Genomic DNA, 18,387 nt, shown 5'->3' on the forward strand with positions numbered 1-18,387 from the left:
GGGACCGACATGAGGAATCCTCGAAGTCGACGGAGACCGCTGCTGCCGACCGTCGTCGCCCTCGCGGCGGCAGCGGCTCTCTCCCTGCCGCTCGCCTTACCCGCCCTCGCCGCCCCCGCCGACCCGGTCGCGCCGGTGTCCGCGGCGGCGGCCGGACCCGACGACCGTCCCGACCGGATCGCCCCCGCCGACCGGCCCGACGTGCTGGGGAACGGCTACCGCTCGTCCGCCGACCGGGCGTGGACCACCTCCGGCGATGCCGCCGGTTTCCACGTGCTGGTGGCAGACGTCGAGGACGGCTACCGATGGCGTACGGCCGCCACGCTCGCCGAGCCCGGTTTCGAGGCGGATGCCTGGATCGGCAACGCCTGCGTGACCGAGTCCGGCGACCGGGCGGTCGTCGCGTACGCACCGCGTACCTTCACCAACGACCCCGAGCTGATGAGCAGAGGCGCGTTCACCGCGGTCGTCGACCTGCGGACCGGCCAGGTCACCAAACTGCCGGTGCAGGCGTCGCTCGCCTACTTCTCGCCGGGCTGCGGGACGGGCGAGCGCGCGGTGCTCGCGCAGTTCGCCGACGACTCGATGGCGGCCAACACCACCCGCCTGATCACCGTCGATGCCGTGCAGGGCCGGACCGCCGAGCCGCTGAAGCTCGACGGGCAGGTTACCTCCGCCATTCCGTACGACGGAAACACGATCGTCGCCGCCGACGGCACCCGGCTGGTGCGGATCGACGAGCGCGGCAGGCGCGCCGAGATCGCCGACACCGCCGCCACCCCCTTCCGGCTCACCCGGGACGCCGCAGGCGGCATCGCCTATGTCGACCGGCCCGGCCGCGACGCGGGGACCGGCCGGACCGAAGGTGAGGTACGGCTCGTGCCTGCCGCGGCCGTGTCCGCGGCCGGGCGCGGCGGGACGCCGCCCGAGCCGAGGCTCGCCGCCGTCGGCGAGCTGTCCGCGTTCGACCTGACCGGCTCGCCGACCGGCAAGGTGTACGTGACCGGTGAGGCCGCCACCCGCGGCAAGGCCCCCGCGCATCTGCGCAACCCCGGCGGCCTGGCCAAGGACGCCGTGCCCAGCACCCGGGGCCGCGCGGTCGTGTCGAGCGGGTGGGCGGACGGCAGGGACTCCCGGGTCCCCGCCGAGGGCGGCGTGGACACGCGCGCCGTCGCCGTTGACCTCACCGTGCCGGCAACCGGGAAGACGGCACGGCTGGGCACCGTACCCGCGGCGGAGCCCGTGGCCGAAGGGACGGCGGCATCGGGCCGGGAGACCTCGCCCGCCCTCACCGCGGCCGACGGCACCGGGCAGGGCGGGCCCGCGGCCTCCGCTGATCCGAACGATCCGGTGGAGTCGGAACGGACCTGCTCGGTGCCCCGCGGCGACCCGCGCAAGCAGGCGTTCCAGCCGAGTCCGCGGCAGGTCGAGTGGGCCGTGGACCAGGCCGTGATCGACGGCCTCGACAAGTGGATCGACCGCCCGGCGAACTGGAAGGGCACCGGGATGGAGTCGTACCGCCCGCAGCGGCTCTTCCCGCTGCGGGTCCTGTCCGGTGACCCGAACGGCACGGTGGACCGCGACGACGAGTGGCACATACCCGCGCAGATCCTGCTCGGCATCACGGCGCAGGAGTCCAACATGTGGCAGGCCACCCGCTTCGCCGTGCCCGGCGTCACGGCCAATCCGCTGATCGGGAACTACTACGGCACCAACTACGCCTCCGACGGCACCCAGGTCGACCCCTGGCGTATCAACTGGGCGCACGCCGACTGCGGCTACGGCATCACCCAGGTCACCGACGGCATGCGGCTGCCCGGTCACGGCCAGCCGACGCTGACGGGGAAGCAGCAGGAGGCCGTCGCCCTGGACTACACCGCGAACATCGCCGCGGGCGCGGACATCCTCGCGGAGAAGTGGAACCAGACCCGCAACGCCGGCATGACCGTCAACAACGGTGAGCCGAGGTGGATGGAGAACTGGTTCTACGCCCTGTGGGCGTACAACTCCGGCTTCTACCCGGAGTCGCAGGCGGACCAGAACAAGGGCAAGTGGGGCGTGGGATGGACCAACAACCCGGCGAACCCGCTGTGGAAGGCGAACCGACTGCCGTTCCTCGAGAACGCCTCGGGGGGAGACGACTACTCGCACGCGGCACACCCGCAGGACTGGCCGTACCAGGAGAAGGTGCTCGGCTGGGCGGGGCGGCCGATCTCCGCGCTGGTCGAACCGGGTGTGTTCGAGTCGGGCTACCGCAAGGCATGGTGGAACTCGACCGCGGACCAGACCGCGGTCAAGCCGCCGGAGAGCCTGTTCTGCGACGACTCCAACGAGTGCGACCCCGGGCTCATCGGCCCGGACGACGAGAACGACCCCGGGCTCGGGGCGTGCACGCGCGAGGACCTGTACTGCTGGTGGAACCAGTCCACCGCGTGGAAGGACTGTGATCTCAACGCGGCCTGCGGGTATGCGCTGCACCGCTTCGACGACACCTACCCGGAGCAGCCCGACCTGAACTCGTACCCGCCGCGCTGCATCAGCGGGCTGCCACAGGGGTCGCTGGTCGTGGACGACGTCCCCGACGGAGACGGCTCCGCCGGGTCCTCCGGCAGACAGTGCGCGGGCGTCGTCTCGCACGGCTCCTTCGAGTTCACCTTCGCGGAGGACGAGGGGCAGTACCCCGGGAAGATCGACACCCATCAGATCGGCGCGGGCTACGGCAACCACTTCTGGTTCGGCCACACCCGCGACACCCACGATCCGCAGGACACGGACGGCAGACGCCTGGCCACCACCGGCACCTGGACGCTGGACCGGCAGCTCGACGGCTGGGCCCGGGTGCTGGCGCACATCCCGGACCACGGCGCGCACACCCGCCAGGCCGCCTATGTGATCGGGGGCACCGACTCCACCAGCCCGGTGCGGGTGCATCCGCAGCGCACCAGGGAGAACCGGTGGGTGGACCTGGGGGTCTTCCGGTTCACCGGCACGCCCAAGGTGTCGCTCGGCACGGACACCGCCGACGGCAACGGCAGCGAGGACGTCGCCTGGGACGCCGTCGCCTTCCAGCCGCTACCGAAGAAGCCCGCCGACTTCGTCGTGGCGATGGGCGATTCGTACTCCTCCGGCGAGGGTGCCTCGGTGTCCGGCGGCGGCGACTACCTCCCCGAGACCGACTGGGGCGGAGACCAGGGCGACCTGCGCCACGCCTGCCACCGCTCCACAGAGGCGTGGTCGCGCCAGGCGGCCCTGCCGGGCGACGGGACGAGTGTGGGGGAGCGGGTCGCCAACTGGGACGAGACGCTCGACTACCACATGACCGCCTGCTCCGGCGCCCGGACGTACGACTTCCCGGTGGGCGGCGAAGGCGGCTACGGCGAGTTGCCCCAGCTCGCCCAGGGCTACCTGGACCAGAACACCTCGCTGGTGCCGCTGTCGATCGGCGGCAACGACGCGCGCTTCACCGAGATCATGCGCAAATGCGTCATCCCCAACGGCGTCGAGTGCTACCAGCAGACGATGGAGGGCGATGACGCGCCGCTGGAGGAAGCCGAGCCGGACTACATCCGGAACGAGGTCGAGGCGGCGGTCATGGAGACCATGGCCGCGATCCGGGCCGAGGCGCCCAACGCGCAGCTCGTACTCATGGGCTATCCGCCGCTCTTCTCCGACTCCGGCGGCTGTGTGAGGCCGCTCGGGGTCAGCGCCGACGAGGCGGCGTGGATGAACGAGATGGGCAGGATCATGAACCAGAGCATGGCCAACGCGGCCAGGGAGGCCAACGACGCCGCGGGTGACGCGTACGTGACGTTCTCCGACCCCACGGACGCCTTCGACGGCAAGGCGATCTGCGGCGACCCGGAGTCCATCCACGCTCTCGTCACCGACCTCACCCCCGGTGACGACCCGATGCTCGACTTCGGGCCGGTGGAGGCCGGCGTCTCCGCCCAGTCGTTCCACCCGAAGATCGACGGGGCCCGGCTGTACGCGGACACGCTGGAGCAGACGCTGCGGCAGATGGGAGGCTGAGGGCGCAGTTTCGGCTACCGGAGTGCGCGTACACCCTGGGGAGGAGGAGGCCCCCGTGGGACGGTCCATCGGGTGGACGGCCGGGGCCGCCGCACCCCGTAACGTGTGCCCATGAATGTCGAGCGTGGCGATCAGGGGGACGGGACGATGGACAAGACCGACACCGACGCTCCGGTGGCGAAGCTGGACGAGCCGGAGAAGCCGGACGCTCCGGAGCACCAGGCATGGGGGTCGAGGGCGCCGGGCTTCATCCAGCGCTCGCGCGCGCTGCACGTGAGTTGGCAGGTCGGGGTCTTCCTGGTGGGCCTGGCCATCGTCATCGGCGGCATCATCCTGCTGCCGCTGCCCGGCCCCGGCTGGCTGGTGATCTTCGCGGGCATGGCCGTGTGGGCGACGGAGTTCGTGTGGGCGCAGATAATCCTGCGCTGGACCAAGCGGAAGGTCACCGAGGCCGCGCAGCGCGCGCTCGATCCGAAGGTGCGCCGGCGCAACGCCATCCTGACCGCCATCGGCCTGGTGATCTGCGGTGCACTGCTCGCGGTCTACCTCTACAAGTTCGGCCTGGAGATGCCCTGGAAGGTCTGAACGGCCCGCGTCCGCGTACGCCCCCCGGCTCGCTTGAGCCGGGGGGCGTCCGTGTGTCCGGCCCCGCGGAACTTTGTGCAGTGACGGGTCAAAGGTGGATGTGACCGCGTCAAAACCCTTTCAGGTCCGATGAATCGATGTTAAGTTGCGCCCCGCGCGGGTTCCGGGCTCGCCTGTCGGGCTCATTCGTCCGATCTCTAGCTCTCCGGTGATCCGCCCCGCGCGCCCTGCTCGACGACCTGTCCCGTTCCCCCCACGGAGGATCGACGTGCGCCGAACATCCCGAAGGCTCACCTCCGCACTGCTGGGCTCCCTGCTCGTCGCGACGGCGGTCGGGCCCGTCGCCGCCTCGTCCCCGACCGCCTCGTCCCCGACCGCCTCGTCCCCGGCTGCCCCGCCCCCGGGCGCCGTGCCCGCCGCGGACGGTCCCCCCGAGGCGGGCGCCGGCCTCGCCCCGCTGACCGACGTGCTGGTCTTCTCCAAGACCGCCGGCTACCGCCACGACGCCATCCCGGCCGGGATCGCCGCCGTCGAACGACTCGGCGCCGAGAACGGGTTCTCGGTCACGGCCACCGAGGACGCGGGCGCGTTCACCGCCGGCAACCTCGCCCGCTACCAGGCCGTGGTCTGGCTCTCGACCACGGGCGACGTGCTGAACGCCGAGCAGCAGACGGCCTTCGAGGGCTACGTCGCGGCCGGCGGCGGCTACGTCGGCGTGCACGCCGCCGCCGACACCGAGTACGACTGGCCCTGGTACGGCGACCTCGTCGGCGCCTACTTCGCCTCCCACCCCGCCACCCAGGAGGCCACCGTCGTCGTCGAGGACCGGGCCTCGCCCGCCACCGCGCACCTGCCGCGGCGCTGGACCCGCACCGACGAGTGGTACGACTACCGCGCCAGCCCGCGCGCGGACGTGAAGGTCCTCGCCGCCCTCGACGAGACCTCGTACACCGGCGGCACCATGGGCGCGGACCACCCCATCACCTGGTGCCAGGACTACGCCGGCGGCCGCTCCTGGTACACCGGCCTCGGCCACACCGCGGAGTCCTACGCCGACCCCGCCTTCACCGCCATGCTCCTCGGCGGCATCCGCACCGCCGCCGGCGCCGTCGCCGCCGACTGCCGTCCGGAGAACGGCTACACCCCGATCTTCGACGGGACGCAGGAGAGCCTCGACCGGTGGCGGCAGGCCGGCCCGGGCGGGTTCACGCTCGACGACGGCACCCTCACCTCGTACGGCGGCATGGGCCTGCTCTGGTACCCGGTGACGCGATTCGGCGACTACTCGCTCAAGGTCGACTGGATGATGCCCGGCGACGACAACGGCGGCGTCTTCATCGGCTTCCCCGACCCGCAGGGCGACCCCTGGCAGCCCGTGGACCTCGGGCACGAGATCCAGATCGACGCCACCGACGCCGACCCCAGCCGCACCACCGGCAGCGTCTACTCCTTCGCCGCGCCCGACACCGCCGCGCGCGACGCCGCGCTGAACCCGCCCGGCTCCTGGAACAGCTACGAGATCGCCGTGCACGGGAGCCGGATCGAGATCTTCCTCAACGGCGTCAGGGTCAACGAGTACACGAGCGACCGCGACATCGCCCTCGGCCACGTCGGCGTGCAGAACGACGGCGACGGCTGGGACATCAACTACCGCGACATCCGCATCCGCCAGGACGGCGGCGACGGCGGCGGCGACGGCGGCGACACGGGCGGCGAGACCGCCTCCGCCGGGACCGCCGGTGCGCGGACCGCGCCGACCGCCCGTCGCTGACGGGCCCGCACCCCCACTCACCCCAGGCCATGGAGTCACCGTGACCAGACGCAGCATCCTCTCCCTCCTCGCCGCCCTCCTCGCCCTGTCCGCCGTCCTGCTCGCCCCGCCGGCCGCCGCCGACCCCCCGCCCACCAGCGGGTTCGAGAAGGTCCAGCTCGACGGCGGGCTGGAGATGGGCGAGCCCATCGAGCTGGCCGTCCTGCCCGGCGGCAAGGTGCTCTACATCAACCGCGGCACCAGCGCCGCCGGCGGCCAGGTCCGCGTCCACGACCCCGCCACCTCCTCCACGACGGTCGCCCTGACCGTGCCGCTCGACGCCCGGTTCGAGGACGGGCTCATCGGCATCACCGCGCATCCGCGGTTCGCGGAGACCGGCTGGGTCATGCTGTTCTACTCGCCGCCCGGCACCCCCCTGGTCAACCGCATCTCCCGCTTCACCTTCGACGACACGACGAACACGATCCCGCCGGAGAGCGAGGAGGTGCTCATCGAGTGGGCGACCGAGCGCGACATGTGCTGCCACTCGGCCGGCTCGATGGCGTGGGACAGCGAGGAGAACCTGTACTTCGCGGTCGGCGACAACACCAGCTCCGGCGGCGACTCGGCGGGCATGGCGCCCATCGACGAGCGCTCCGGCCGGCACCCGCAGTACGACGCGCAGCGGACCTCCGGCAACACGAACGACCTGCGCGGGAAGATCAACCGCATCCACCCCGAGGACGACGGCTCCTACACCATCCCCGACGGAAACCTCTTCGCCCCCGGCACCGCGGACACCCGCCCCGAGATCTACGTGATGGGCGTGCGCAACCCGTACCGGGTCTCGGTCGACAAGCAGGGCGGCGACACCCTGTACTGGGGCGAGGTCGGCCCCGACGCCGGCGCCACGCTGCCGGACCGCGGGCCGGCCGCGTACGACGAGTTCAACCGCGCCACCGGCCCCGGCAACTTCGGCTGGCCGTACTGCGGCGGGCCCGACACCGCGTACAACGACTGGGACTTCGCCGCGAACGCGCCCCGCGACTGGTTCCCCTGCGGCGGCGGCACCGGCCCGGTCAACGACTCGCCGCACAACACCGGGCTGGAGCAACTGCCGCCCACCGAGCCGGCGCTCGTCTGGGAGCAGCACGGCGGCAGCAAGGAGTGGCCGCAGCTCGACACCCCCGGCGGCTGCGGCTCGCCCAACCACGCCGAGGTCTACCACTACGACCCCGACCTCGACTCCGACGTCAAGTGGCCCGAGTACTACGACGACAAGCTGCTGATCAGCGAGTACTGCCGCAACTGGATCAAGGAGGTGCAGTTCGGCGACGGCGGCGACCCGGCCACCGCGGCGCCCACCGACATCCTGCCCGTCCTCGACGGCATGGACTTCGTCCACCCCATCGACATGGAGTTCGGCCCGGACGGCTCGCTGTACCTGCTGGAGTACGGCAGCGGCTACTTCTCCGGCGCCGAGGACGCCGGGCTCTACAAGATCAATTACGTGCAGGGCGGCCGCAGCCCGCTCGCCCGCGTCACCGTCGACCGGGACAACGGCCTGGCCCCGCTCACAGTCGGTTTCTCCGGCACCGCCAGCAGCGACCCCGACGGCGAGTCCCTCGGCTACGCCTGGGACTTCGACGACGACGGCACCGTCGACTCCACCGACGCCGAGCCCACCCACACGTACCCCGAGAACGGCGCGTACCAGGCGCGGCTGACCGTGGACGACGGCACCGGGCGGTCCGGCACGACGACCGTGCCGATCGTCGTCGGCAACGAACGCCCCACGCTCACCCTGAACGAGCCCCCGGCCGGCGGCGTCTACGCGTGGGAGGAGGACGTCACCATCACCGCCGGCGCGACCGACCCGCAGGACGGCCCGGTCGACTGCTCCGACGTGATCGTCCGGATCGCCCTCGGGCACCAGGAGCACGCCCACGAGATCGCCGAAGGCGACGGCTGCGGCACCACGTTCGACACCGGGGAGATCCACGCCGGCCTCGACGCCACCCAGTTCTACGTGGTGCGCGCCTCGTACACCGACGCGGGCGCGCCCGGCTCGGAGCCCCTGACCGGTGAGCGGGAGCTGCTGCTGTGGCCCAAGCACTGGCAGGCCGAACACCACGAGGAACTGTCGGGACCGCAGGTCGTCACCGCCGCGTCGGCCGAGGGCGGCAAGCGGCTCGGCGACGTCCAGAGCGGCGAGTGGGTGCGCTTCCACCCCGTCAGCCTGGCCGGCGTCACCGGCGTGACCGCCCGGGTCTCCACCGACAAGACCGGCAGTACGGTCACCTTCCGGTACGACTCGCCCACCGGCCCGGTCGTCGCCGAGGCGCCGGTGCCCAACACCGGGGGCTGGGACACGTACACGGACGTCTCGGTGCCCGTGACCGGCGCCGACGACGAGGCGCGCGACCTCTACGCGGTCTTCACCGGAGGCGGCGGCGCGGTGCTCGATCTGGACAGCTACACCTTCACCGGGCCGGGGATCAGCACGCCCTGACCCGCGCGCCGGACGCGCGTACCGGAGCCCCGCCACCCTCGTGGCGGGGCTCCGCTGCTGGGTGCGCTCCCAGCGTGACCTGGGGAAAGACATGGGATGTTAATTAGTCAGGTGGATTGACAAATTGACAGGGCGTTGTCAGCATCGGCGCCGTTCGGAATCTCGAACGCCGCCGCTGCCACACGGAGAGCCGTCATGCCCACCTGTCACGTCCGCAACCCAGGAACCGGCGAGCACCTGGGCGAGGTACCGCAGTTCACCCCGGAAGAAGTCGATCACGTGGCCGAGTCGGCGGTACGCGGGCAGCGGGCCATGGCCGCGATGCCGGCGCACCAGCGGGCCACGCAACTGGCGAAGGTCGCCGCACTGCTCGACGCGCACGCCCCCGAACTCGCCTCACTGCTCGCCGCCGAGAACGGCAAGCCCCTGGCCCAGACATCGGACGAACTGGCCGCCGCCGCCCGCATCTTCCGCGGCTTCGCCGGGGAGGCCACCCGGCTGTTCGGGCGGCAGATCCCGCTGGACGCCGTCCCCGGGCTGGAGCGCCACCTCGCCGTGACGCTCACCGAGCCGCTCGGCCCGATCGCCGCCCTGGTGCCGTTCAACTACCCCGTCGAGCTGTACGCCCACAAGGCCGGCGCCGCGCTGGCCGCCGGCAACGCCGTCGTCGTCCAGGCCCCGACGCGCTGCCCGCTGACCGTGCTGCGCATCGCCGAACTGGTCGCCGCGGCCGGCTTCCCGCCGGAGACGCACCAGGTGTTCACCGGCGGCCCCGACGTCTCCCGCCGGCTCGCCGACGAACCGGCCATCGCGGCCGTCAGCCTCACCGGCAGCACCGCGGCCGGCCGCGAGATCGCCCGCCGCGCGGCGGCGACGCTGAAGAAGACCCACCTGGAGCTGGGCGGCAACGACGCGCTGATCGTCTGCGAGGACGCGGACCTCGACGCCGCCGCCGAGGCCGTCGTGCTCGGCCGGCTCGCCCGCGGCAACGGCCAGATCTGCTGCGCGGTCAAGCGCGTCTACGTCCAGGAGGCCGTGCACGACGAGTTCGTGGACGCCCTGCTGGCCCGCACCATCCGGCTGACCGTCGGCGACCAGTTGGAGCCCGGCACCGACGTCGGCCCGCTGATCAGCGAGGAGGCCGCCGAGCGGGTGGAGGCCGCGGTGGCGGCGCTGATCCGGGACGGCGCGCGGCGCGCGGCCGGCGGGTGGCGCAGCAAGGCGTTCTACGAGCCGGCGGTGCTGGTCGACGTCCCCGACGACAGCCCGGCGCTGGCCGAGGAGATCTTCGGCCCGGTCGCGCCGGTGGCCCGGTTCACGGACCCGATGGACGCGGTCCGGATGGCCAACGACTCCCCGTACGGGCTCCAGGCCGCGGTGCACACCCGCGACCTGCAACGGGCGTTCGCGATGGCGGGCCGGCTGCGGGTCGGCGGCGTCGTGATCAACGGCTCGACCGCACTGCGCGCCGAGAACCTGCCCTTCGGCGGCCCCAGGGACACCGGCGGGAGCCGCGAGGGACTGCACGACACGGCGCGGGAGTTCACCCGCCAGAAGACCGTCATCGTCTCCGAGGCGTTCGCGTGAGCGCGCCGGAGGACGCTCCGCAGGCGGGTTCGCCGGAGCCCGGGGCGCCGGCGCGCGCGGCCGGACCCGAGGTGCTGCGGATGCGCGACGTGCACAAGGCGTACGGCCGCACGGAAGTGCTCCACGGCGTCGACCTCGTCGGGCACGCCGGCGAGGTGCTCGCCCTCGTCGGCGCCAACGGGGCCGGCAAGTCGACGCTGATCAAGGTGCTCGCCGGCGCCGAGCCGATGAGCGCAGGCGAGCTGCACGTGGGCGGCGAGCGGGTGGAGTTCGGCTCCCCGCACGCCGCGCACGCGCACGGCATCCGCACCGTGCACCAGGAACTGACCCTGGTCCCCGAGCTGTCGGTCACCGAGAACCTGCTCCTCGGCCACCTCCCGCGGCGGTTCGGCGGGCTGGTCGACTGGCGCGCTGCGCACGCGCGCGCCGCCGAACTGCTGGCGGGCATCGGCTTCGGCGCCGTCGACCCGCGCGCCAGGGCGGGCCGGCTGAGCGTGGCCCGGCGGCAGATGGTGGAGATCGCGAAGGCGCTGGCGGCCGGGAGGCCCCGGGTCCTGATCCTCGACGAGCCCTCCGCGGTGCTGGCGGGCACCGATCTCCAGGCGCTCTTCGCGCTGGTGCGGCGGCTGCGCGAGGAGGGGGCGCTGATCGTCTACGTGTCCCACCGGCTGGCCGAGATCGGGGAGCTGGCGGACTCGATCGCGGTGCTCAAGGACGGCCGGGTGGTGGCCCGTACCGTACCGGCGGACACCGACGAGGACCGGCTGATCCGGCTGATGGCCGGCCGCGGCACCGGGCAGTTGTACCCGGCGAAGCGCCCGGAGAAGGGCCCCGAGCTGCTGCGGGTCGAGGGCCTGAGCCGGCCGGGGGAGTTCCGGGACGTGTCGTTCCGGCTGCACGCCGGCCGGATCACGGGGCTGTTCGGGCTGGTCGGCGCGGGCCGCAGCGAGCTGGTGCGGTGCGTGTTCGGGGCCGAGCCGCCGGCGGCGGGGTCGGTGCGGGCGCTGCCCGTACCGCAGGACAGCGCACCGCAGGACGGCGCACCGCCGGCCGTACGGCACGACGCGCCGCCGGCCGGGCGGGACGCCCGGTTCCAGGGGCCGCGTGCGGCGATCGACGCCGGGCTCGCCCTGGTCACCGAGGACCGCCAGCGCACCGGCCTGGTGCTCGGGCTGAGCGCCGCGGAGAACATCGGCCTGACCACGCTGAAATCCGCCACCCGCGGCCCGCTGCTCGACGGGGCGCGGCGCCGCCGGGAGGCGGCGGACATGGTGCGCCGGCTGGACATCCGCCCCGCCGGCTGCGCCGCGCTGCCCGTGTGGACGCTCAGCGGCGGCAACCAGCAGAAGGCCGTGCTCGCGAAGTGGCTGCTGACCAGGCCGCGGGTGCTGCTGCTCGACGAGCCGACCAGGGGAGTGGACGTGGCGACGCGCGCGGAGATCTACCGGACGCTCGACGAGCTGGCCCGCGGCGGGATGGCCGTGCTGCTGGTCTCCTCCGACCTCACGGAGGTGATCGGGGCGAGCGACCACGTGCTGGTGATGCACGAGGGCCGGATCGTCGCGGACGTGCCGGCCGAGGACGCCACCGAGGACGGCGTCCTCTCGTACGCGATCGGGCGTGCCGCGTGAAGGGGCGCCCCGCGGCGGCGGACACCGCGAAGACGCCCGGCCCGGAGGACGCGACCGGGGGCGCCGGGCAGCCGGCCGGCGCCGCCGTGGCCGGCCCCGGCCCCGGCGCCGCGCCGGCCCCCGCCCTCGCCCGGTGGCGGCTGCCGCGGCTGGTGGTACGCGGCCGGGACCTCACCGCCGAGGCGGGGATGCTCCTGCTGCTGGCGGCGTTCGTCGCCGTCGCCGGCTCCACGACCGACGCGTTCCTCACCGACACCAACCTCACCAACCTGATGAAGCAGATGGTGACCACCGGCCTGCTGGCCTACGGCATGCTCGTGGTCATCGTCACCGGCGGCATCGACCTGTCCGTCGGCTCCGTCGTCGCGCTGACCGGCATCATGGCCGCCGGCCTCTCGGCCGACCTGCCCGTGCCCGTCGCGCTGCTGGCCGGGGTCGCCGTCGGCATCGGCTGCGGGGCGGCCAACGGGACACTGGTGGCGAGATTCGCGATCGCCCCGTTCGTGGTGACGCTCGCGGCGCTGACGACGGTGCGCGGGCTGGCGTTCGTCTACTCCGAGACGCCCGTCGCGCCCGAGAAGGAGAGCTTCTTCGAGCTGGGCTCGGCGACCGCCGGGCCGTTCCCCGTCGCCACGCTGATCATGCTCGGCATCTTCCTCCTCGGCGGCATCTTCCTCACCCGCACCGCGCCGGGCCGCTCCCTGATCGCCATCGGCGGCAACGCCGAGGCGGTACGGCTCGCGGGGATCGGGGTGCGCCGGCACCTGGTGCTCGCGTACACGATCAGCGGCGCCTGCGCCGGGCTCGCCGGCGTCATCCTGGCCAGCCGGGTGGGCATCGCGCAGCCCAGCGTCGGCACGGCGTTCGAACTGGACGCCATCGCCGCCTGCGTGATCGGCGGCGCCAGCCTGGCCGGCGGCAGGGGCTCGGTCCGCGCCACGTTCGCGGGCGTGCTGCTGCTGGCCCTCATCAACAACCTGCTGAACCTCCACAACGTGCAGAGCTTCTGGCAGCAGGTCCTCAAGGGCCTGATCATCGTGGCCGTCATCCTCGTGCAGCGCGCCGGCCGGCTGCGCGGCGGGACCGGCGGCGCCGACCGAACGAAGGCGAGTACGACATGATCCGCATCCGCACGGCCGGGGCGCTCGCCGCCGGCCTCCTCACCGCCACGGCGCTGGCCGGCTGCTCCGACGACTCCGGCGGCTCCGGCGGGGACGGCTCGTACACCGTGGGCGTCGCCAACTTCACCCTCAGCGGCCCCTACTTCAACGGCATGGACCGGGCGATCAAGGCCCAGGGCAAGAAGAAGGGCGTCGAGGTCCGCTCCACCGACGCCGGCGGCGACGCCGCCAAGCTCGCCGCCAACGTGGACGACATGCTCGCCAAGGGGGTCGACGCCGTCATCGTCTCCGGCGGCCCGCTGGAGTCGGCGCCCGCGGTGCTCAACGCCATCAAGGCCGCCGGCAAGCCGGCCGTGCTGGTCGACCGGAAGTTCCAGACCGGCGACTACACGAGCTGGATCGGCCCGGACAACGAGGCCATCGGCAAGCAGAACGGCGACTTCCTGCTGGAGCAGATGCCCGACGGCGGCAAGGTCGCGATCATCAAGGGCGGCCCCGCGGACAACAGCATCGGCCTGGCCCGTACGGACGGCGTGAAGCAGGCGCTCGACGGGGCGCCCGGCATCGAGCTGGTCGAGGCGCCGGGCTTCGGCGAGTGGACCACCGACGGCGGGCTGAAGGTCATGGAGGACCTGCTCGCCGCGCACTCCGACATCGACGCGGTGTTCTGCGAGAACGACGCGATGTGCCTGGGCGCGCAGCGCGCCATCTCGGACGCCGGGCACGAGAAGGACATCGTGCTGGCCGGCGTGGACGGCCAGACCGAGGCCGTCAAGGCGATCCTCGACGACACCAACTACCTGGTCACCGGGCTCAACGACGCGGACGAGATCGGCAGCCTCGGCCTCGACCGCACCCTGGCCGTCCTCGACGGCGAGGAGACCGAGAAGGACACCGTCGTGCCCTCGCCGATGGTGACGAAGGACAACGCGAAGAAGTACTACGACCCCGACGGGAACTTCTGATGACGTCTACGTCCCAACCCCCCGCACGTCCCCGCGGACTTGCCGTCCGCTCCCGCCGCGCGGGCCTCGTGCTCGCCGCCGGCGCCCTGGCGCTCACCCCCGCCCTCCAGGGCGGCACGGCCTCGGCCTCGGCCGAGCCGCAGGCCGCCGGCGGCTCGGCGGTGGAGTGGCAGCTCCTGCACGAGGAGGACTTCGCCGCCCAGTTGGACCCGGGCGGCGCCTCCTGGACCCGCGAGACCTACGACGAGCCGTTCGACACGATCATGGACGACAACGGCCAGTGGTACCGCAACGACTACGGCCCGGCGTGGGAGGACGCCATGGGCTCCTTCGACACGTACCGCAAGGAGTTCCCCGTCGGCGACGGCGGCTGGCTGACGGCCTCGCTCTCGGCCCGCGACTGGAACAAGGACGGGGAGATCGAGCAGCCGCCGTCGATCACCAACGACACCGCGGGCGGCGAGCCCGTCGCCCTCCTCGACGTCCCGGACCACACCGGCGGCGCGATCCTGCGGCCCACCGAGCAGCTCCCCGACGAGTACCGCATCGAGTACCGGCTCAAGACGCTGGACTTCGGCGGCAAGCGCAACGGCTCCATCGAGTACGACGGCCGGATCAACGGCTACGACGCGGAGGGCTGCAAGACGCAGCACCCCTGGGGCGAGGGCTCGAACAGCCCCGGCTGGGAGGGCGACGCCTCGGCGCCGTACTGCGAGTGGCAGGACGTGCGCGAGGGCCCGTACGGCTACAACGGCTTCCACTACATGTCGATCGTCGACTTCGCCGACCCCGCGCCCCGCAACAACCACTTCTGGCACTACCGCCGCAAGGTGCTGATGGACTCCTTCGCCCAGCACCCCGACCGCGTCGGCGGCGGCACCGGCGGGCGGATCTGCGACGCCTCCACCGGTCGGTACTACGACTACAAGGACAGCAGCTTCAACACCGTCAACATGTGGATCAGCGGGATGCCCAACTGGAACCCGGGCCCCGGCGGGCTCGCCGGGAACTCGCAGTGGTTCATGTCGAGCTGCTCCGACGGCGTGGCCGAGCAGCAGCTCTCCTCCGCCGGCGAGCTCCAGCCGGAGCTGATGCCGAACGAGGACTACACCTTCGCCATCGAGCGCGACGCCACCGGCTACACCCTGGAGGCCAGCGGCAACTTCGCCCGCGCCGGCGAGCAGACCCTCCGCTTCCACCGGCCGTTCGTCGTCGGCAACGCGCCGATCTGGCACTACAACACCAAGCCGGAGGAGTACGACGGCCGGTTCGACGGCGATCTGGTGCAGAACGACCACAACGGCAGCACGACCTGGCCGGACCAGTGGCCGCAGGGCTCCGCCTACCCCGACTCGTTCGTGATCGGCGACCTCTACACCAACGTCTACGAGGGCAGCGCCAGCCTCACCGACCTGAAAATGTTCGTGCCCGCCGACTGAGGAAGGACACCGGGAGGCCGCGAGGGCCCGGAACGACTCGCGAGGACCCGGGGGAGGGGCGCCCGGCGGGCGATCGTGCCGAGAGGGTTGTTATCCTCTCATGACATGCAGTCAAGTATCGATCGTTCGTCGCTGCTCCCCTTCTACCACCAGCTCAAGCAGATCCTCCTGGGCGAGATGGAGAGCCGCGAGCTGGGGCCCGGCGACCGGCTGCCGGGGGACCACGAGCTGTGCGAACGCTACGGGGTCTCCCGGACGGTCGTTCGCCAGGCCCTCGCCGAGCTGGAGTCCGAAGGGGTCATCGAGCGGATCAAGGGCCGCGGCACCTTCGTGGCCCATCCCAAGACCCCCGAGGGCCTGGTCCAGTCCCTCACCGGGCTGTACGAGGACGTGGCGGCCCGCGGCGGCCATCTGCGCAGCCAGGTCCGCCGGCTCGCGGTGGTGCCGGCGGACGCGCAGGTCGCCGGCGAGCTGGAGGTGCCGCCGGGGCACCCGGTGATCGTGATCGAGCGGCTGCGGTTCGTCGAGGAGGAGCCGTGGGTGCTCACGATCACCCACGTCCCGCAGGAGGTCGCCCCGGGGCTGGTCGACGAGGACCTGACCCAGGAGTCGCTGTACGCGCTGCTGGAGGGCCGGTTCGGGGTGCGGCTGGTGCAGGGCCGCCGCTCGGTGGAGGCGACGGTGGCCTCCGCGGAACTGGCCCGCAGTCTCGGCGTCAACCGGGGCGCCCCGGTGCTCGTGCTGCGCAGCGTCAGCGTGGGTGAGCAGGGCCGCCCGGTGGAGAGCTTCGTCGCCTTCCACCGCGGCGACCGCAGCCGCTTCGAGGTGGAGCTGTCCCGGCAGTCGGGCGCCTCGCCCCGGCCGCTGATGATCGTCACCGACTGACGCCCGCGGGCCGTACGGCCCGTGCAGGACCCGTACGACCCGTAAGGCCCGTACGGCCCACCGGCCCGCGGCCGGCCCGCTCCCTGTGAGCGGGCCGGCCGCTTCGTGTTTCCGGGGGTTGCGCCGTCCGCTGCCGGATCCCTTGACATCCTGACCGTACAGGATGTCAAATGACCTGGTCGTCACGGCGACGCCCTCCGGAAGCACCCCGCACGACCCCAGGAGGAAACGGTGCCGTCATACGCATCGCCCCCCATCGAGCCGACGCTCGTCACCTTCGATCCCCGGGACGGCGGCATGGGCCCGTCGGGCCCGGTGCTCACCCGGCGCATGTCCGACCTCGACGGGCTCTTCGCCGACCGCGACGCCTGGCAGGCCGCGGTACGGGACGGCGGTGACCCCGTCGTCTACGACGTCGCCTCCTCGCTCGTGCCGGAGGCGCCCGGCGAGCTGCCCCAGTCGATCACCACGATCCGGCCGGGCGCGGTCGCGGGCGAGTTCCACATGACCAGGGGCCACCAGCACCCCAACCCGCAGGGCGAGATCTACCTCGGCCTCGCGGGCACCGGCGGGCTGCTGCTCTTCGACGGCGACCGGCCGCGGTGGATCGACATGTACCCCGGCGCCATCGGCTACATCCCGCCGGGCTGGGCGCACCGCAGCGTCAACACCGGCGACGAGCCGTACCGCTTCCTCGCCGTCTACCCCGGCGACGCCGGCCACGACTACGGCTGGGTCCTCGCCCACGGCATGGGCTACCGCGTCCGGCGCGCCCCGGACGGCGGCCCGCCCCTGCTCGTCCCCTTCACCGCCCCGTCCCCCGGCACATCCCCTAGCAACCAGGAGTAGCCATGGCGCGCATCCGTTTCGTCTCCTCGGGGGTGGCCGCCGCGCTGGCCGTCGTCTTCGCGGCCGGCGGCGTCGCCGCCGGGAAGGCGGCGTTCGACGACTCCGGCTCCTCGCCGGGCGGCGCCGCCGCGGTCGGCGGCACCAAGGTCGACGTCATCACCAAGGCCACCGACTCCGACTTCTGGCAGTCGATGCTCGCCGGCTCCGAGCAGGCGGGCGACGACTTCGGCATCGACCTCGGGCTCTTCGGCCCGACCTCGGAGACCGACATCGAGGAGCAGGTCAGCCTGGTGGAGAACTCCATCTCCCGGGGCGCCGACGCCATCGTGCTGGCCTCGAACTCCTCCACCGCACTCAACGGCGCGGTGGACCGGGCCCGCGACGCCGGCATCAAGGTGATCACCGTCGACAACGCGATCACCACCGACTCCGAGGGCTTCATCGGCACCGACAACGTCAAGGCGGGCGAGCAGGCCGGCCAGCGCATGTGCGAACTGCTCACCGACAAGGGCCAGGAGGGCGGCAAGATCCTGCACGAAAGCTCGACCTCCGGGCAGCAGGTGCTGGTCGACCGCTTCAACGGCTTCAAGAGCGGCCTGGCCGCCAAGTGCCCCGACGCCGAGATCATCCAGACCTCCGTCAACGACAACGACCTCAACAAGGCCGTCGCCCAGGTCAACGACGCCCTGACCGCCACGCCCGAACTGGCCGGGGTCTTCGCCGACAACAACACCTCCGGCACCGGCGCCGCCAAGGCCGTCGCCGAGCGCAACGCCGTCGACCGCGTGAGCGTCGTCGCCTTCGACTCCGACCCCGCGGAGATCGCCGGCGTACGCGACGGGTCCATCGACGCGATCATCGTCCAGAACCCGTTCTTCTTCGGCTACCAGGGCGTGGTCGAGGCGGCGATGGCCGCGGGCGACAGCACGCCGCCGGTCCGGCTCGACCCGGGCGCCGTGGTCATCGACAAGTCGACCGTGGACGACCCGCAGTACGAGCAGCTCCTCAACCCGCCCAAGACCAAGGGCTGAGGC

12 protein-coding genes are annotated in these 18,387 nt (G+C 72.6%); all 12 read left to right on the plus strand.

Going from position 1 to position 18,387, the window contains the following annotated elements:
• Positions 1–9: 9 nt before the first annotated feature.
• A complete protein-coding gene (locus QBL21_RS10735) occupies positions 10–4,029 on the plus strand; it encodes a NocE (RefSeq protein WP_407561876.1) in 4,020 nt (1,339 codons plus the stop codon).
• 111 nt (positions 4,030–4,140) lie between these two features.
• A complete protein-coding gene (locus tag QBL21_RS10740) occupies positions 4,141–4,614 on the plus strand; it encodes a TIGR02611 family protein (RefSeq protein ID WP_407561878.1) in 474 nt (157 codons plus the stop codon).
• 268 nt (positions 4,615–4,882) lie between these two features.
• A complete protein-coding gene (locus QBL21_RS10745) occupies positions 4,883–6,385 on the plus strand; it encodes a ThuA domain-containing protein (protein WP_407561879.1) in 1,503 nt (500 codons plus the stop codon).
• Between the two features lie 40 nt (positions 6,386–6,425).
• Complete coding sequence (locus QBL21_RS10750) at positions 6,426–8,876, plus strand: carbohydrate-binding protein (RefSeq protein ID WP_407561880.1); 2,451 nt, start codon at positions 6,426–6,428, stop codon at positions 8,874–8,876.
• Between the two features lie 195 nt (positions 8,877–9,071).
• Positions 9,072–10,463 (plus strand): aldehyde dehydrogenase family protein, encoded by a 1,392-nt coding sequence (locus tag QBL21_RS10755; protein WP_407561881.1) that lies wholly within the window; start codon positions 9,072–9,074, stop codon positions 10,461–10,463.
• An 80-nt stretch (positions 10,464–10,543) separates the two neighbouring features.
• Entirely contained in the window at positions 10,544–12,094 is a 1,551-nt protein-coding gene (locus QBL21_RS10760) for a sugar ABC transporter ATP-binding protein (RefSeq protein ID WP_407566374.1), read from the plus strand.
• Positions 12,091–13,215 (plus strand): ABC transporter permease, encoded by a 1,125-nt coding sequence (locus QBL21_RS10765; protein ID WP_407561882.1) that lies wholly within the window; start codon positions 12,091–12,093, stop codon positions 13,213–13,215. Before QBL21_RS10760 ends, QBL21_RS10765 begins: the two co-directional genes overlap by 4 nt.
• A complete protein-coding gene (locus tag QBL21_RS10770) occupies positions 13,212–14,180 on the plus strand; it encodes a sugar ABC transporter substrate-binding protein (protein WP_407561883.1) in 969 nt (322 codons plus the stop codon). Before QBL21_RS10765 ends, QBL21_RS10770 begins: the two co-directional genes overlap by 4 nt.
• The gene (locus tag QBL21_RS10775) at positions 14,180–15,619 is read left to right on the plus strand and encodes a mucin-5B (protein WP_407561884.1); all 1,440 of its coding nucleotides are present in this window, start codon (positions 14,180–14,182) and stop codon (positions 15,617–15,619) included. Before QBL21_RS10770 ends, QBL21_RS10775 begins: the two co-directional genes overlap by 1 nt.
• Positions 15,620–15,724: 105 nt before the next feature.
• Entirely contained in the window at positions 15,725–16,504 is a 780-nt protein-coding gene (locus QBL21_RS10780; protein ID WP_407561886.1) for a GntR family transcriptional regulator, read from the plus strand.
• Positions 16,505–16,735: 231 nt separating this feature from the next.
• Positions 16,736–17,353 carry a glucose-6-phosphate isomerase family protein gene (locus QBL21_RS10785; RefSeq protein WP_407561887.1) on the plus strand — a complete coding sequence of 206 codons (618 nt, stop codon included), beginning with the start codon at positions 16,736–16,738 and terminating at the stop codon, positions 17,351–17,353.
• 2 nt (positions 17,354–17,355) lie between these two features.
• A complete protein-coding gene (locus tag QBL21_RS10790; RefSeq protein WP_407561889.1) occupies positions 17,356–18,384 on the plus strand; it encodes an ABC transporter substrate-binding protein in 1,029 nt (342 codons plus the stop codon).
• Positions 18,385–18,387: the final 3 nt, after the last annotated feature.

The sequence above is a fragment of the Streptomyces sp. 184 genome (assembly GCF_045781775.1).
In the GTDB taxonomy this organism is placed as follows: domain Bacteria; phylum Actinomycetota; class Actinomycetes; order Streptomycetales; family Streptomycetaceae; genus Streptomyces.

Coding starts and splice junctions, on each gene's coding strand:
- QBL21_RS10735 (WP_407561876.1), top strand. CDS start 10: ATGAGGAATCCTCGAAGTCGACGGAGACCGCTGCTGCCGACCGTCGTC.
- QBL21_RS10740 (WP_407561878.1), top strand. CDS start 4,141: ATGAATGTCGAGCGTGGCGATCAGGGGGACGGGACGATGGACAAGACC.
- QBL21_RS10755 (WP_407561881.1), top strand. CDS start 9,072: ATGCCCACCTGTCACGTCCGCAACCCAGGAACCGGCGAGCACCTGGGC.
- QBL21_RS10760 (WP_407566374.1), top strand. CDS start 10,544: ATGCGCGACGTGCACAAGGCGTACGGCCGCACGGAAGTGCTCCACGGC.
- QBL21_RS10770 (WP_407561883.1), top strand. CDS start 13,212: ATGATCCGCATCCGCACGGCCGGGGCGCTCGCCGCCGGCCTCCTCACC.
- QBL21_RS10775 (WP_407561884.1), top strand. CDS start 14,180: ATGACGTCTACGTCCCAACCCCCCGCACGTCCCCGCGGACTTGCCGTC.
- QBL21_RS10780 (WP_407561886.1), top strand. CDS start 15,725: ATGCAGTCAAGTATCGATCGTTCGTCGCTGCTCCCCTTCTACCACCAG.
- QBL21_RS10790 (WP_407561889.1), top strand. CDS start 17,356: ATGGCGCGCATCCGTTTCGTCTCCTCGGGGGTGGCCGCCGCGCTGGCC.